Raw genomic sequence first — 15,734 nt, 5'->3', positions numbered from 1 at the left:
ATGGAAGCAACACATAGATATATGAATTATCTAATTTCAGAAAAACCAATATATACTGATGAAGGTAAAAAAATAGAAGTTTTCCATTTAGATATCCAGGATGATCCAGAAATTTTTGAAGAATGGGCAAAACAATTTAGACGTAATTACTGCTCAGATGATGAACTTCAAGAAATGACTAATGAAATAAATATTTCGTCTAATGAGTATTTAAAAAATTATAAATTACCATCAGATAGTGGTATTGGTCTTTCAACAATGTCTGGAGATTTTGGAGAAATATTGGTATCTGATTATCTTCAGTATATTGAAGATTATGCTGTTCCTCGGACACGATATGATAGCAAAGTTAATAAAGATACTTCAACTCAGGGGAGTGATGTTTTGGGGTATAAGAAAGGAGATATGACTCCGCAAAACGATGAAATTATTGTCATAGAAGTAAAAACATCTGCGTCAACAGGTAGCTTATTACCTAATAAGCAAAGATTGCAAGTTGCAATTGATCATTCAGATAAAGACTTTGAACGTTTTTCCACTTCAGTTGTAGCTAGTTATTTAAAACTAATTAAAGATAATTCAGATCAAGCACATATAGTAAAAAGATTTTTAAATACTACAGATCATCCGTTTAATGTGATTTATGGGGCTGTTGCAGTTCACTCAAATCAATCTTATGATATTGAATTTATAAAAAATGCGGTTACGCAAAATCACAGAGCACAAGAAAATTTAAGGTTATTGGTTATACATTCTAATGAATTACTTAATTTTATAAAAAGACTATATTTGAAAGCGAGTGAAGTATGATAGAATTTGGGGAACGGTCATTATATTATTCGAAACTTGTTCGTTCAAAAGCAAAAATGATTGAATTTAATATACCTTTAGAAAATCATATTTCGATTTCAGAGGACTCTCACAAATCTTTTCTTGTAGCACTAGCAATTGTTGCGGATTCTGCTAGAAAGTATTTTGAAGATTATATAAATCATAATCATTTTGATCCTCATTTAAAAAAACAATTACATCACGCTGCAGAGTTTTTTGATGCACTGATTTTGTCTGAGTTGGGAAATGCTGATGAATATAGAGATTATATTGCAATGTTAGGAGCAACAGCTTACTATCTAGGGGATTATAATGGTAGTTCGAGTGTTATGCTTAGCTATATTTCAGATGCTAGACGATTTCCTGAGGATAGTTCTAATCTAATTAAGGTATTAATAGACATCTTGACAAATAGAGTCTTTGTGAACTATGAATTAATCGCAGATATATATTCAGCTGAGTTAAACACTCTAGTTGAACAGTATAGAAACTATATTTTAGAGGGACGTGATATTGCTGCAGAAGTTTTTAAAAATTTACAAGATAACGTATATAGTATTGGGAGTGATTTCTCTATAATTATTGTAAATTGTCTCTTAGCAATAGTTTGTAAAAAAATAAACAGTTCATCAACAAAATTACTTCCCGAATTTTCAGGATTAGAATTTTCTTTATGGCAGAATTATATACAATCAGAGGGAAGCATTAAGGAACTTTGGCCTTCTCAAATTGAATTAGGAGTACAGGGGATTTTTTCAGGTAAATCTGGAATCATTCAGATGCCCACAAGTTCAGGGAAGACAGCGTCTGTTAACCTAATACTAAGATCAGCATTTTACTCAAATAGAATTGATAATGCATTGATTATTGCTCCCTTTAGGGCTTTGTGCAGGGAAATATGTAGAGATATTAATGGGCACTTTGTTAATGACGAAGAGGTATTTATAAGTGAAATTTTTGATCTACCTGAGATTCCACAGGATTTTTCAATTTTTAATGATGGTAAAAAAAGAGTTTTTATACTTACTCCAGAGAAATTGTTGTTTTTATTGAGAAATCATCAAAGTTTTATTAATGAAATAGGACTTTGTATATTTGATGAGGCACATCTTTTTGATGATCCAAGTCGTGGAACCAACTTTGAATTACTTATGTCAACAGTTAAACAAATTTTCCCGAAAGAAATACAGAAGATTTTAATTTCTGCTGTTATACCAGATAGTGAAGCTATAAATCGGTGGTTTAACGAGAATGGAGTAATCGTTTCTAATAATTCGATAAAAACAACAGAGAAAAGAGTTGCGTTTAGTGATTTAAAAGGTAGTAATGAGCAATTATATTTCATAGATCCTATTACATTTGAAGAAGAATTTTTTGTTCCACGAACTGTTAGTGTAACTGAATTAGAGCAGGTTGGAAAAGAACGCAAACAAAAAGTATTTCCAGAACTGACAAACGCAAATGATTTAAGTATTTATTATGGGACTAAGCTAATTAATAATGGCGGAGTAGGAATTTTTTGTGGGAGAAAAGATACGGTCAATGTTGTTTTGCGAAGAGTTATAGACTTAAATAATAGGAATTATGATCTAACTAATTTCTTAAAAAACTCGGATAGGTCTGAAGTTGAAAAAATAGGAAACTTAATTGGTCAAAATTTAGGATATGATAGTGTTGAATATACATGTAGTCAGCTAGGAGTTTTTTCACATCATTCAGGAATACCTATGGGGATACGCATTGCTATAGAGTATGCTTTTTCAAAAAGTAAAATAAATAATGTAGTATGTACTTCAACCTTAGCACAAGGTGTAAATTTACCTATTAAATACTTGATTATCTCAAGTGTGTATCAAGCAGGAGATGCAATAAAAGTTCGTGATTTTCAGAATTTGATAGGTAGAGCAGGAAGGGCCGGAAAATATACAGAAGGAACAATCATTTTAACAGAGCCAAATATTTATAAATCACCAAAAAACAAGTGGAAAAAACAAAACTATGAAACATTATTAAATCCTATTAATACAGAGGGCTGTCAAAGCAATATTCTCAATATTATACAGTTTAACTCAGTAAATCCAACTGATTACCGAATAAAACCCGAAAGCTTTGACTTTTGGAGTATGATTAAAGATAGGGTTGATAGAACTCTAGAATACAGAAAAAAAATAGATACAATTTTATCAAAATTAACAAAACAGAAGAGTCCTTATTTAAAGGATTTTAATTCTAAAATAATCCAAATCGAAAACACTCTAACAGCAATTGAAAATTATATTGCGTCTATGTATCCTACCGAACTAGAGACTGATAGTCTAGCTGAAAATACTTTTGGGTATTTTTTAGGCGATGAGAATGAAAGAGAAAGAATAAAAGAACTCTTTGATTTAGTCAGAGATAAAATAATCACTAGTTCAGTATCACCTGAAATACTTTCAAAAAACTCAATTGGATTATACCAGTCGGAACACTTAAAAGTATGGGTACAGGAAAATCAGGACTCTATATTATCTTGTGAGTTAGAGAAAGATTTATTAAGTGTTTTAATTGAGATTATAAGGGAATTTTCAAATAATAAGGTGATGAGAAAATTGAGTACAGAGGACCTCGATTATATTACTCAACTCTGGATTAACGGTATTTCTTACTTTAATATATTGGAAAGTTGTACTGAAAAGCTAATCAGAATTGAAAAAAGAGGCATGTTAAAATCAATTGACTTGTCTGACATTATATCTCTTTGTGACAATGGGTTAGGGTACGAAACATCAATGATTTTAAATTCAATCAACAATATTCTTGAAGAATTAGTTGGTGAGAAAATAGATGTTATAACTAAGTTGACAAGGAGATTGAAATATGGTTTATCTCTTGATAAAGAAATCAATATCTATGAATTAGGTTTTTCAGATAGAATTGTAGTTCAATTGATTTGTCAAGAGATTAAGTCTCAAAGTAAGGATCAGATTAGAAATGAAATCAAACGGGATTCAGCTAGACTAAAAGATAAATTGAGTGATTTTCCAAGTTACTACATACAGTTAATTAATGAAATTTAAAATAGTTAAAAGAAAGGAGAAAAATGACTAAGATATCTTTTGAAATCCAACAACAAATTATTCAATGTTTTGGATTATGTTTTCACTATAAAGATACTGTCGTTTCATTTATGCAAACTTCGGGAGTTCCAAATGATTTAATATTAAAATGGAAATCGGAACCGAAGTTTGTTTGGGCGAAAAATGTTATAAATGAACTTAATAAAACAGATAATGGAAGATTGATAATTAGACGAATAGCAACTGAATTTTATAAGATGAAAAATATTCCTGATGAAGTTCAAGATAGAGATAGAGGATTAGATGCGTTAAGAAAATTAAAGCGACTGATAGGTGATACTCAACAGAATAAGGTTAACGAAACACTTAATAATTCTTATCATCGTTCAAGACAGGAAATGAAAATACAACTCAGGCAACAACTCCTTCAAAAAATTGAAGAACTAAAGACGGAGTATTATTCGCTATTTTCAAGCGATAATCCTCAAGAAAGAGGATATCGTTTAGAAAAAATTGTTGCTAATTTATTCAGAATTAATGATATTGATTACCATGATTCGTATAGAAATAGAACAAATACTCAACAGTTAGATGGCTATTTTAGGTTTGAAGGTTTTGATTATTTAGTTGAAATGAAATGGGAAAAAAATCCAGTAAATTCTCCGAAAATAGCTTCTTTAAAACAAAAAGTTGATACAAAACTAACTTCGACTCGGGGACTGTTTCTTTCAATAAATGGTTTTAGAGATGAAGTAATACAAGACTTTTCTAATAAAGATGCTAAAATTTTATTTATGGATGGACAAGAATTAGCTTATATTCTAGAAAATAGAATTAGTTTGTACGAAGCTTTAAAAGTTAAGATAATTGGTGCTTCTAAAACTGGCAATCCAAATGTTTCTATAATTAATCAAGAATAACTTTTCCGAGAGTTTCGGCTCTCTTTTTTCTTACCCTCATTTTTCATTTTGTGATACCTTTTCCAAATCATCCTTGTTATCCTAATATCATTCCTAAGAAAATCAAATTGTGATTTTCTCTGGGGGGGTTGGGGGCGGAGCCACCAAGTTATCTTATCGTTAGCTGTCAAAACTGGAAGGTTTTAGTCAGCTGGCGATATGATTTTTGGGATATTGTGGACACAATATCTGAGCTCGCAAAGACCGAACAAGAAGCAAGTGAGGTCTTTAGGAAGCGTACTGACAATGTGAGGTAGACTTACACTGTCAGACAAGTAGAATGTTGAAGGGATATCAGAATGGGACAAGAAATTAAGTCAATCAGAAAGCAATTTAGAATCACGAGACAAGAAGAAAAACAGATAAAAGAAATGATGAGGGAACAAAAAATGGATAGTTTCTCAGAATTTCTTCGTCAGAATTTATTGAAAAAGAATTATCAGGATAGAATTTTTGAAAGTTGGTTCTCCCTTTGGCAGTCTCAAAAGTTTGAACAGATTAGTCGAGATGTGTATAAAGTTCTGGTTATCGCAAGAGAAAATCATCAAGTGACGCAAGAGCACGTCTCAATCTTATTGACTTGCGTTCAAGAATTGATTGCAGAAGTGAATCAAGTGCAGCCACTCAGTCGTGAGTTCCGTGAAAAATATATGGGTTAGGAGGATGTAATGGTTTATCGCTATCGTACTAATCTCAAAAAAGTATTTCTAACTGATCCAGAATTACACCAATTGAATGAACGGATTGCTAAGAGCAATTGTCAAAATTTCTCAGTCTATGCCAGAAAAGTTTTACTTAATCCCAATATGTCATTTGTCATGATTAACACTGATACTTATGACCAGTTAGTTTTTGAATTGAGACGGATTGGAAATAACATAAATCAAATTGCGCGTGCAATCAATCAAAGCCATTTGATTTCTCAGGAACAGTTACAAGAATTGAGTAAGGGAGTTAGTGAGTTAATTACTGGCGTAGAGAAAGAATTTCAAGTGGAAGTGAAAAGATTGAAGGAGCTCTATGGTAGTCACTAAACACTTTGCGACACACGGAAAAAAATATCGTAGGCGTTTAATTAAGTATATTCTCAATCCTGATAAAACGGACAATTTGAAATTGGTATCTGATTTTGGCATGAGCAATTATTTAGACTTCCCTAGCTATGAAGAAATGGTAGAAATGTACAATGTCAACTTTACCAATAACGACAAGTTGTACGAATCCAGAAATGACCGACAAGAAAAACATCAACAAAATATCCATGCCCATCACCTCATTCAATCATTTTCTCCTGAAGATAATCTGACACCTGAAGAAATTAACCGCATTGGTTATGAGACCATGATGGAATTAACAGGGGGCCGTTTTCGTTTCATCGTGGCAACTCATACAGACAATGATCATGTTCATAATCACATCCTAATCAACGCCATTGACCGTAATTCAGATAAAAAGTTGATATGGAATTATGCCTTGGAACGAAACCTTCGTATGATTTCAGATCGTATTTCTAAAGTGGCTGGAGCGAAAATTATTGAAAAACGTTTCTCCTACCGTGACTATCAAAAATATAGGCAGTCTAGTCATAAATTTGAATTGAAGCAACGCCTTTATTTTTTGATGCAGCACTCAAAGTCCTTTGATGATTTTTTAGAAAAAGCGGTGCAGTTACATGTTCATATTGATTTTAGTCAGAAGCATAGTCGATTCATGATGACGGATAGAGCAATGACAAAACCAATTCGAGGACGCCAACTCAGCAAACGAGATTTATATGATGAAGAATTTTTTCGTACACATTTTGCCAAGCAAGAGATTGAAAGTCGTTTAGAATTTTTGTTGAACCGTGTCAATTCTTTAGAAGAGTTACTAACAAAAGCAAAAGAATTGAATCTAACCATTGACTTAAAACAAAAAAATGTAATCTTTATACTTGAAGAAAATGGAAAGCAATTCAGTCTGAGTCATAAAAAAATAAGTGATAAGAAATTATATGATGTCAATTTTTTTCAAGATTATTTTAAAAATAAGGAAGTCGGTGATTCAGAAGGCTTAGAGAATTTACAGGAGCAGTACCATGCTTTTCAAGAAGAACGTGATAAGGAGAAGGTAGCCACTGAAGAAATTGAGGAAGCCTTTGAGGAATTTAAGAAGAAGCGAGATGCCGTTCACGAATTTGAAGTGGAACTTGCAGGACACCAAATAGAGAAGTTAGTTGATGAGGGCGTTTATATCAAGGTGTCTTTTGGTGTAAAGCAGAGCGGTTTTATTTTCATTCCTAACTATCAATTAGATATTCTTGAAGAAGAGAATCAGACAAAATATAAAGTCTATATCCGTGAGACAACCTCATACTTTATCTATAACAAAGAACATTCGGATAAGAATCAGTATATAAAAGGACGAACCTTGATTAGACAGCTAACCAACGATAGTCGAGCAATACCATACAGACGACCGACTGTTGAAAGACTTCAAGAAAAGATTTCTGAGATTAACCTCTTGATTGAGTTAACAGAGACAGACAAAAAATACCAGGTCATCAAAGACGAACTGGTCGCAGAAATAGCAGAGATAGACATCAAACTGACTCAAATAAATGAAAAAATCGCCACCTTAAACAAGATGGCGGAAGTGTTTATTAATCATAAAAGTATAGATAAGAGTAGTAGGAAGTTAGTAAGATATGAATTATCAAAACTAAATATTCCCGAGAATGTAACTTTAAAGAATATAGAATATGAGGTTGCAAAATTAAATAAACAACTAATTCAGCAAATTGATCTATATGAAAAATCAGTTAGAAAACTGGAAATTTATTTAAAACAATTTGATATAAATAAACATCGAATTTCTAGAGATAAAATTGAAATTGAATTTTAAAGGATTTGAGTACATATTACGACTAATAGAAAAACTTGATATATAAGGGATTTATTGATGCAAAGATACTAATTACTGATACAGTTATTAAAACGACTAAAGTAATTGGAGTGAAATCGGGTGAAGTTGTGTTAGAAACGAAAGAAGAAGTAGAAGAAATACCTCAACCATTTGACACAATACCGTTATTTTTTTAGATGAGATTAATTCTTTGTTTTCCAAAGACACATCATGTTGAGGCGGTAAGTTTGCTAGTCAAGGAGTAAAACGACGAAGATTAGCATTTACTTCCGCCCATGCGATAGCTGTCCGTGATTGACAAGTGCTAGCACGCAGACAGAACGGAGATAGCGAACCGCTGAGTGTGTCGCTCTGCTCGTAAAAGCTTAGAAACCTTTGAACGAAAGGGATAATGAAAGCCTTGATTGCAAGGCTTTTTGCTTTATGGTGGGTAAGTATCAGAGTGAGAAAATTTTTGGAATGAGTAGAAGTGATAGCTAGAAATTATCAGTTTCTATTTCCATTTACCCTGTGGGTACGTGTTTGTTTCCATTGACAAGGAGTTTGTGGGAATAGAAATGTACCCACCTTGTTTGAATCAAGTGAAGTGTAGTTGAAGGAAATCTGTTGAAAGCAATACTTCATTTTACCGAATAAGTAATAATTTAGGCAACTTCAAATCGATTAAAAAAAACTATTTTAAAGGTTAAGAGTAGACAAAAATTGTCCACTCTTTTTTGCAAACTCAATTTATCAATAAATGAAATGAGGGAATGTAAAATGAAATATTTTGAGGTTGAGTTAGAAAATCCTGATGAATTTTTAAAACTACAAACAGAAGATTTTGTGAAAGCTAATCGCTTGCTACTAAGGAAGATAATCCAGAGCGTTACAGTCTATGAAGAAAACTTCGTCATATCCTTTAAATCTGGCATCGAATTGGAAGTATGAGTCTCATTCCATAACTTTTATATTGAACATATCATCTTGTTGTGTTATACTATAAATTGATATAAACAAAGATGTAGGAGGAACCGAAACTATGACAGCCTCAATGCGTTTAAGATAAGCTGGCAATAAAAAAAGCAGAATCTATACCCGATGATAGGCTTTTTTGTTGTGCTTATTTATACGATATTGAGCATTCATTAGTTACGGTGAGGATATTGGTTATTTAACTATACCTTTATTTAACTATGTCTTTAATATGAATGTTTCCAAATTGTATGTATGCAGACCAAAAGCCACATTGTGGGGTTTGGCCTGCATTTTTTATTGCCTAGAATGCTATTCAAAATAGAAATTCAAGCAAAATAATATGCAGGAGATAATATAAATGGAAAAATACAACAATTGGAAACGAAAATTTTATGCAATATGGGCAGGGCAAGCAGTATCATTAATCACTAGTGCCATCCTGCAAATGGCGATTATTTTTTACCTTACAGAAAAAACAGGATCTGCGATGGTCTTGTCTATGGCTTCATTAGTAGGTTTTTTACCCTATGCGATTTTGGGACCTGCCATTGGTGTGCTAGTGGATCGTCATGATAGGAAGAAGATAATGATTGGTGCCGATTTAATTATCGCAGCAGCTGGTGCAGTGCTTGCTATTGTTGCATTCTGTATGGAGCTACCTGTCTGGATGATTATGATAGTATTGTTTATCCGTAGCATTGGAACAGCTTTTCATACCCCAGCACTCAATGCGGTTACACCACTTTTAGTACCAGAAGAACAGCTAACGAAATGCGCAGGCTATAGTCAGTCTTTGCAGTCTATAAGCTATATTGTTAGTCCGGCAGTTGCAGCACTCTTATACTCCGTTTGGGATTTAAATGCTATTATTGCCATCGACGTATTGGGTGCTGTGATTGCATCTATTACGGTAGCAATTGTACGTATACCTAAGCTGGGTAATCAAGTGCAAAGTTTAGAACCAAATTTCATAAGGGAGATGAAAGAAGGAGTTGTGGTTCTGAGACAAAACAAAGGATTGTTTGCCTTATTACTCTTAGGAACACTATATACTTTTGTTTATATGCCAATCAATGCACTATTTCCTTTAATAAGCATGGAACACTTTAATGGAACGCCTGTGCATATTTCTATTACGGAAATTTCCTTTGCATTTGGGATGCTAGCAGGAGGCTTATTATTAGGAAGATTAGGGGGCTTCGAAAAGCATGTATTACTAATAACAAGTTCATTTTTTATAATGGGGACCAGTTTAGCCGTTTCGGGAATACTTCCTCCAAATGGATTTGTAATATTCGTAGTTTGCTGTGCAATAATGGGGCTTTCGGTGCCATTTTATAGCGGTGTGCAAACAGCTCTTTTTCAGGAGAAAATTAAGCCTGAATATTTAGGACGTGTATTTTCTTTGATCGGAAGTATCATGTCACTTGCTATGCCAATTGGGTTAATTCTTTCTGGATTCTTTGCTGATAAAATCGGTGTAAATCATTGGTTTTTACTATCAGGTATTTTAATTATTGGCATTGCTATAGTTTGCCAAATGATAACTGAGGTTAGAAAATTAGATTTAAAATAAACAATATTGGAGGAATATTTATGTATCTTATTTTCATGTAACTCTTCCTGCTAAAATCGCAGGGTTTTCCCTGCATACAAGCAAATGAAAGCATGCGATTATAGACAGGAGGAAATGTTATGGAATTAATATTAAAAGCAAAAGACATTCGTGTGGAATTCAAAGGACGCGATGTTTTAGATATAAATGAATTAGAAGTATATGATTATGACCGTATTGGTTTAGTAGGAGCAAATGGTGCTGGAAAAAGCACTTTACTCAGGGTACTTTTAGGAGAATTAACTCCCCCAGGATGTAAAATGAATCGTCTGGGTGAACTTGCCTATATTCCCCAGTTGGACGAAGTAACTCTGCAGGAGGAAAAAGATTTTGCACTTGTAGGCAAGCTAGGTGTTGAGCAATTAAATATACAGACTATGAGCGGTGGTGAAGAAACAAGGCTTAAAATAGCACAGGCCTTATCGGCACAGGTTCATGGTATTTTAGCGGATGAACCTACGAGCCATTTAGACCGTGAAGGAATTGATTTTCTAATAGGACAGCTAAAATATTTTACAGGTGCACTGTTAGTTATTAGCCATGACCGCTATTTTCTTGATGAAATAGTAGATAAAATATGGGAACTGAAAGATGGCAAAATCACTGAGTATTGGGGAAACTATTCTGATTATCTTCGTCAGAAAGAGGAAGAACGTAAGAGCCAAGCTGCAGAATACGAACAATTTATTGCGGAACGTGCCCGATTGGAAAGGGCTGCGGAGGAAAAGCGAAAACAGGCTCGTAAAATAGAACAGAAGGCAAAAGGTTCTTCAAAGAAAAAAAGTACTGAAGACGGAGGGCGTTTAGCTCATCAAAAATCAATAGGAAGTAAGGAAAAAAAGATGTATAATGCTGCTAAAACCCTAGAGCACAGGATTGCGGCCTTAGGAAAAGTAGAAGCTCCGGAAGGCATTCGCAGAATTCGTTTCAGGCAAAGTAAAGCATTGGAGCTCCATAATCCATACCCTATAGTCGGTGCAGAAATTAATAAAGTATTTGGGGATAAGGCTCTGTTTGAAAATGCATCTTTTCAAATTCCGTTAGGAGCAAAAGTGGCGTTAACTGGTGGTAATGGAATCGGAAAAACAACTTTAATCCAAATGATCTTAAACCATGAAGAAGGAATTTCTATTTCGCCTAAGGCAAAAATAGGTTACTTTGCACAGAATGGTTACAAGTACAACAGTAATCAGAATGTTATGGAGTTTATGCAGAAGGATTGTGACTACAATATATCAGAAATTCGTTCAGTGCTAGCATCTATGGGGTTCAAACAGAACGATATTGGAAAAAGTTTATCTGTTTTAAGCGGTGGAGAAATTATAAAATTGTTGCTTGCTAAAATGCTCATGGGTAGATATAACATCCTAATAATGGATGAACCCAGTAACTTCCTTGACATACCAAGTTTAGAGGCTTTGGAAATACTAATGAAGGAGTACACCGGAACTATCGTGTTTATCACCCACGATAAACGATTACTCGAAAATGTAGCAGATGTAGTTTATGAAATTAGAGATAAGAAAATAAATCTGAAACATTAAATTTAAGGTAGTCGCTGGTCAGTATAGTCTGTTCTGGTTGGCGACTCCATTGTTAAAGAGTATAAAGACTTTAGATTTTATGAATATTAAAAATAGGAACAGTCAATTGAACTGCTCCTATTTTTCTGCTAAATATATTGTAGTTTTCTTATATGTATAATGATAGATTAGCGGATTCTCATCTACGGTACTTACTTCAAATATGAAGAAGTGATCGCGGTTATCTCTGGACTTTTCCTTATTGAGGACAAAGTAATTCTTACGTGAAGTCGCCATTGTTTTTAGGATATCATCAGTTAGGAAGGTCAATGGAATATTCATGTTAGAGTAGCGGTAGAAGTCACGTTCAAAATCTTGGTAGCTCTCGCTATAATAGTCCATTTGTAGGTGATTACGCTGAAACTCAAGCTGATTCATAGAGCACCTCCTCAACAAGTTCAATACTAATAATGTCTTTCAATTTCAAATTGATGTGACCTGTTGTAGTTTTTATCAAAATGAAATCCTTATTCAGACTTGGTATTGTTCCAGTGTGGGAAACACGCTTGTTTTTTTCAATCACTTGAATGCGTGTGTGTAGCTGCCCAGCGTATACTTGACTGAGGAGTAATAATTTCTTCTCCATTGACAAATCTGACATGTACGTTACTTTGTTTGTATCATCAGAGAGTGCTGATGCATGTTCAGATAGGAAAAAGCCCATCCATTTTTGCATCTTTGTATCCTGGTACTCTCTTGCTGATTGAAATGGTAAATATGAACGGTCAATCATATCAAATCCTTTCTATGCAGAGGCAAGGGTATTTTTATCAAATTGAATCGTAAAACCTTGAATTCCCCCACCTGTGTAACATTCTTTAAAGCGATTGATTACCTCAGTATAGATTATCACAGATGAGCTTGTTGGCTTAATGCTAAATGTAAATTCCAATGGTAATCGGTTTTCAGATTTAGCATGTACTAGTCGTATCGATATTTCAGTTGTTTTGAGTTTTCTCTGACGAAGTTTTGAAGTTGCTGTTTCAACGATTCCATGTAAAAATCTTTCAAGCATTTCAATATCATTACATCCTTTGCTACGGATTTCTGAAAATTGTACTGTATTTTTTTCTTGTTTCATTTTAATCCCTCCAATCCACCCGCGGAATGACCACCGATAAGTTTACTGCGTTCAATATTTCTGGAACCTTCAGTTAGGACGGTTCCTTTTTGTATGGCTAAAAAACCAAACTGTTCTCTGACAACATCAATAGCTGTCTGAAGTCTATTATCTTTTTCAATTTGTTCTACATCATCAAAGAGTGATAGTAGAGTATAGCTTTCATCTACGAAGCCACTATAAGATACACCAATTTGTCTCACTGCACCAGAGGTGTATTTTTTCGGAATAATACAAGTACATGACTCACCATTGTTTTGGGGAGATTTGCGGGTTCAATTTTATTCTGAGCATTTATAGATTTTTTCATCTCAGTCCTAGAATAGCCAATATGAATAGAAACGACAGTAGTCAATACTAGGGCTACTGTTCCGTTCCACAGTATCATTTAAAAATCATTTTCACACCCTTTCGTCTATTAGTATAGAAGAAAGCTCTCAGCACATGTCGAGTGTGTAAGCTTGTTAGTGAAACGTAGCTAATCCTCAAAAGGTTCACCCAAACCTTTTGAGTCCCACAAACGCATCACGTTGAGGCGGTATCACTGCTTGTACGAGCTGAAGCATCAGCGAAGTAGAAGCAGATGCTCCGCCCATGGGATAGGACTCGGAGAATGAGGAGGGAATATGATGAGATGATACAGAAAGCCTGAACTGATCAGGTGACGTGCTTATTTACATTAGCCTAATGATGAAAATAGAAAGATTATCGATGGTTATATTGGAATTGTACCAAAATGATTATTCTAAAGATTTAGTTGCGTTTGATTCCATAGAAGATGGGAAAACTTTTGTAGCTCAAATCCCGGGATACACTCTGGAAACAGAAGATGGTTTTGAAGTGGAATATTTTAATCCTAAAAACATACCGTATTATATGGAAATTATTTTTAACGGAAATATTGTTCCTTTATCTAAATTTATGTTCGATCCTGAGGAAAATGTAGACATTATTTGGAAAGAGATTTCAAATTTATCCCTCAAAAACGATAGAGTGATCGAAGGATATTCAAAAATCGATGCATATGTCGTTAACAACCATGAAATTAAAACCTATGTCGAAGCGAGAGAAGCGAACTATCGCCAGGCAAAAGACTTTCTAGAAGGCAGCGGATATGAAGTAGACAGAAGCTTTTTCGGAAGTGAAGACGGCGAAGCGATTCTCTACAGAAAAAAAGGTGCCGAAGATTGGCATTTCTTGTGTCACTTAGACCCAATGTTTGTAGAGATTGAAGATGTAGAAGGATATGTTAAAGAAGAGGTGGGAGAGATTCAATAGTCAACCAAAGTTCCTTGTGAGTATGTACCTTTGCTAGTAAAAGCGTCAAAACCTTGTAACGAAGGGGGGTAAGAAAACCCTTGAGTGTAAGCCTTTTTCTTGTTTAGAGGGAAATTATTAGAGTAGCCGCTCATAATTTATACTAGATTTGATAACTTATTTGAGACAGATTTTATTTCTATAAATACTGTGAAAATTTTTTAATACCAAAGATTTAAAGTTACTGTGTTAAAAATCCTCTCCACTTTTAAACTAATGTATTATAAAAGCCAGTTGACACAAGTGTTACACCTGTGATAGAATTAACTAGAGGTGAAGTAAATGGCAACTGATAAAAATAGAATAATGATTAGCTTGGATGATAAAAATCTAGAGAAACTTGAAAATTTAGTAGAAGATGCTAGAGATAGAAGAGGAATGCGACTAACAAAGTCCCAGGTTATTGAATTACTCCTAAATACCGTTGATTATTTTGATGATATTATGGGGGCTATTTACTCAAAAAAATAAGAGCAAAATTGCTATTATTTTTTTACTAACAGGTGCAACACTAGTGATATAGGAGTGATAAAATGGTTGTTTATATTAGACAAAGCAAACTACCAAGTGAAGTTTCAATTAATAAGTACAATGCTCAAGTAGGTGCCTACTTACAAGGAGAAGAAGTTATTTTATATCAATCTTTTTCTGAAATAAAACAGTTAACAAGTGATGATACAGTTGTAGATTATATAACTGAGACTAGAGCATTACTAAAAATGATGGGGTTAAACGTTCCGGTTTATGACTATCCTATTGAGCTTAAAGAGTTTTATGGTCGAAATATTTATGAAGGTGTGTTAGGAGAGATTGTAAATATACCTGATAATTGGGGGAAATTTATTAAACCTAAAGCTGGATCAAAAGTCTTTACAGGAAGAGTTGTTAACGGAACCCGTGATTTGATAGGTATTGGTTTACCTTTCGACTATCCTATATGGATTAGTGAAGTTGTAGAATTCATAGCAGAATGGCGGTGTTTTGTGTTAGATGGTCAAGTATTAGATGTTCGACCCTATACAGGTGATTATCATGCACATTTTGATGCAAGTGTAATTGATGAAGCCATATCATGTTGGAAAGATGCGCCTATAGCTTATGGTCTAGATATCGGTGTTACTCGTGATGGCAGAACACTTGTTGTTGAAGTAAATGATGGTTATGCATTGGGAAATTATGGCCTATCTCCTTTAAACTCAATCATTTTTCATAAAGCTAGATGGGAAGAAATGGTAAAACCTTATTTTGAAAAAAATGATGTTTTTACTATGCCTGAAAATGAAAATATAAGTTTCTAAAAGGAACAGAAGTGAATCTGTGTGTTACTGCAAAGAGTAAGTTGCAGTTTTTGTTTTGAATAATGATATAATAGGTTAAGAAAATAATGAA

Annotated in this window: 16 protein-coding genes; 12 read left to right on the top strand and 4 right to left on the bottom strand. The window is 33.8% G+C overall.

What is annotated here, in order from left to right; translation table 11 throughout:
* The 9 genes from M1G05_RS02995 to msr(D) all read left to right on the top strand — a co-directional run bounded on the left by M1G05_RS02995 (nt 1) and on the right by msr(D) (nt 11,869).
* The gene (locus M1G05_RS02995; protein WP_247953067.1) at nt 1-810 is read left to right on the top strand and encodes a Hachiman antiphage defense system protein HamA; all 810 of its coding nucleotides are present in this window, start codon (nt 1-3) and stop codon (nt 808-810) included.
* Nucleotides 807-3,890 carry a DEAD/DEAH box helicase gene (locus M1G05_RS02990; RefSeq protein WP_247953066.1) on the top strand — a complete coding sequence of 1,028 codons (3,084 nt, stop codon included), beginning with the start codon at nt 807-809 and terminating at the stop codon, nt 3,888-3,890. The genes M1G05_RS02995 and M1G05_RS02990 overlap by 4 nt, the downstream gene beginning before the upstream one ends.
* Before the next feature lie 23 nt (nt 3,891-3,913).
* Nucleotides 3,914-4,810 carry a restriction endonuclease gene (locus M1G05_RS02985; protein WP_247953065.1) on the top strand — a complete coding sequence of 299 codons (897 nt, stop codon included), beginning with the start codon at nt 3,914-3,916 and terminating at the stop codon, nt 4,808-4,810.
* Between the two features lie 338 nt (nt 4,811-5,148).
* Nucleotides 5,149-5,508: an SAG1252 family conjugative relaxosome accessory protein gene (locus tag M1G05_RS02980; RefSeq protein ID WP_000529546.1), complete on the top strand. Its 360-nt coding sequence runs from the start codon at nt 5,149-5,151 to the stop codon at nt 5,506-5,508.
* Nucleotides 5,509-5,517: 9 nt separating this feature from the next.
* A complete protein-coding gene (locus tag M1G05_RS02975; protein ID WP_247953064.1) occupies nt 5,518-5,883 on the top strand; it encodes a MobC family plasmid mobilization relaxosome protein in 366 nt (121 codons plus the stop codon).
* A complete protein-coding gene (locus M1G05_RS02970; RefSeq protein ID WP_000261800.1) occupies nt 5,870-7,732 on the top strand; it encodes an SAG1250 family conjugative relaxase in 1,863 nt (620 codons plus the stop codon). Before M1G05_RS02975 ends, M1G05_RS02970 begins: the two co-directional genes overlap by 14 nt.
* Nucleotides 7,733-8,512: 780 nt before the next feature.
* Nucleotides 8,513-8,683 (top strand): hypothetical protein, encoded by a 171-nt coding sequence (locus M1G05_RS02965; protein ID WP_000873143.1) that lies wholly within the window; start codon nt 8,513-8,515, stop codon nt 8,681-8,683.
* A gap of 385 nt (nt 8,684-9,068) precedes the next feature.
* Nucleotides 9,069-10,286 (top strand): macrolide efflux MFS transporter Mef(A), encoded by a 1,218-nt coding sequence (mef(A), locus tag M1G05_RS02960; RefSeq protein ID WP_000417519.1) that lies wholly within the window; start codon nt 9,069-9,071, stop codon nt 10,284-10,286.
* A 119-nt stretch (nt 10,287-10,405) separates the two neighbouring features.
* The gene (gene msr(D) / locus M1G05_RS02955) at nt 10,406-11,869 is read left to right on the top strand and encodes an ABC-F type ribosomal protection protein Msr(D) (protein WP_000420313.1); all 1,464 of its coding nucleotides are present in this window, start codon (nt 10,406-10,408) and stop codon (nt 11,867-11,869) included.
* Between the two features lie 117 nt (nt 11,870-11,986).
* Here the strand turns inward: msr(D) and M1G05_RS02950 are convergent, their stop codons facing one another.
* The 4 genes from M1G05_RS02950 to M1G05_RS02935 are packed head-to-tail and all read right to left on the bottom strand — an operon-like array spanning nt 11,987 to nt 13,231.
* Nucleotides 11,987-12,286: a DUF5960 family protein gene (locus tag M1G05_RS02950; RefSeq protein ID WP_001072467.1), complete on the bottom strand. Its 300-nt coding sequence runs from the start codon at nt 12,284-12,286 to the stop codon at nt 11,987-11,989.
* A complete protein-coding gene (locus M1G05_RS02945; RefSeq protein ID WP_247953063.1) occupies nt 12,273-12,641 on the bottom strand; it encodes a hypothetical protein in 369 nt (122 codons plus the stop codon). Before M1G05_RS02945 ends, M1G05_RS02950 begins: the two co-directional genes overlap by 14 nt.
* Before the next feature lie 12 nt (nt 12,642-12,653).
* Nucleotides 12,654-12,989, bottom strand: coding sequence for a DinB/UmuC family translesion DNA polymerase (locus M1G05_RS02940; protein WP_000806926.1), 336 nt, complete (start codon nt 12,987-12,989; stop codon nt 12,654-12,656).
* Nucleotides 12,986-13,231 (bottom strand): hypothetical protein, encoded by a 246-nt coding sequence (locus tag M1G05_RS02935; RefSeq protein WP_001813542.1) that lies wholly within the window; start codon nt 13,229-13,231, stop codon nt 12,986-12,988. Before M1G05_RS02935 ends, M1G05_RS02940 begins: the two co-directional genes overlap by 4 nt.
* A gap of 508 nt (nt 13,232-13,739) precedes the next feature.
* Between M1G05_RS02935 and M1G05_RS02930 the strand changes: the two genes are divergently transcribed.
* The 3 genes from M1G05_RS02930 to M1G05_RS02920 all read left to right on the top strand — a co-directional run bounded on the left by M1G05_RS02930 (nt 13,740) and on the right by M1G05_RS02920 (nt 15,643).
* Complete coding sequence (locus M1G05_RS02930) at nt 13,740-14,306, top strand: hypothetical protein (protein WP_247953315.1); 567 nt, start codon at nt 13,740-13,742, stop codon at nt 14,304-14,306.
* Nucleotides 14,307-14,627: 321 nt separating this feature from the next.
* Nucleotides 14,628-14,816, top strand: coding sequence for a hypothetical protein (locus tag M1G05_RS02925; RefSeq protein ID WP_000179769.1), 189 nt, complete (start codon nt 14,628-14,630; stop codon nt 14,814-14,816).
* A gap of 62 nt (nt 14,817-14,878) precedes the next feature.
* Nucleotides 14,879-15,643: an ATP-grasp domain-containing protein gene (locus M1G05_RS02920; protein ID WP_247953062.1), complete on the top strand. Its 765-nt coding sequence runs from the start codon at nt 14,879-14,881 to the stop codon at nt 15,641-15,643.
* Nucleotides 15,644-15,734 lie beyond the last annotated feature (91 nt).

This window comes from Streptococcus mitis (assembly GCF_023109515.1).
GTDB lineage: Bacteria > Bacillota > Bacilli > Lactobacillales > Streptococcaceae > Streptococcus > Streptococcus mitis_CS.
This window is presented reverse-complemented; position numbering and strand designations above follow the sequence as displayed.

Excerpts from the sequence above, each read along its gene's own strand:
- M1G05_RS02975 (WP_247953064.1), top strand. The coding sequence starts at position 5,518 with ATGGTTTATCGCTATCGTACTAATCTCAAAAAAGTATTTCTAACTGAT.
- M1G05_RS02930 (WP_247953315.1), top strand. The coding sequence starts at position 13,740 with ATGGTTATATTGGAATTGTACCAAAATGATTATTCTAAAGATTTAGTT.
- M1G05_RS02965 (WP_000873143.1), top strand. The coding sequence starts at position 8,513 with ATGAAATATTTTGAGGTTGAGTTAGAAAATCCTGATGAATTTTTAAAA.
- M1G05_RS02985 (WP_247953065.1), top strand. The coding sequence starts at position 3,914 with ATGACTAAGATATCTTTTGAAATCCAACAACAAATTATTCAATGTTTT.
- M1G05_RS02945 (WP_247953063.1), bottom strand. The coding sequence starts at position 12,641 with ATGATTGACCGTTCATATTTACCATTTCAATCAGCAAGAGAGTACCAG.
- M1G05_RS02990 (WP_247953066.1), top strand. The coding sequence starts at position 807 with ATGATAGAATTTGGGGAACGGTCATTATATTATTCGAAACTTGTTCGT.
- M1G05_RS02980 (WP_000529546.1), top strand. The coding sequence starts at position 5,149 with ATGGGACAAGAAATTAAGTCAATCAGAAAGCAATTTAGAATCACGAGA.
- M1G05_RS02970 (WP_000261800.1), top strand. The coding sequence starts at position 5,870 with ATGGTAGTCACTAAACACTTTGCGACACACGGAAAAAAATATCGTAGG.
- M1G05_RS02925 (WP_000179769.1), top strand. The coding sequence starts at position 14,628 with ATGGCAACTGATAAAAATAGAATAATGATTAGCTTGGATGATAAAAAT.
- M1G05_RS02940 (WP_000806926.1), bottom strand. The coding sequence starts at position 12,989 with ATGAAACAAGAAAAAAATACAGTACAATTTTCAGAAATCCGTAGCAAA.
- M1G05_RS02995 (WP_247953067.1), top strand. The coding sequence starts at position 1 with ATGGAAGCAACACATAGATATATGAATTATCTAATTTCAGAAAAACCA.
- M1G05_RS02920 (WP_247953062.1), top strand. The coding sequence starts at position 14,879 with ATGGTTGTTTATATTAGACAAAGCAAACTACCAAGTGAAGTTTCAATT.
- M1G05_RS02950 (WP_001072467.1), bottom strand. The coding sequence starts at position 12,286 with ATGAATCAGCTTGAGTTTCAGCGTAATCACCTACAAATGGACTATTAT.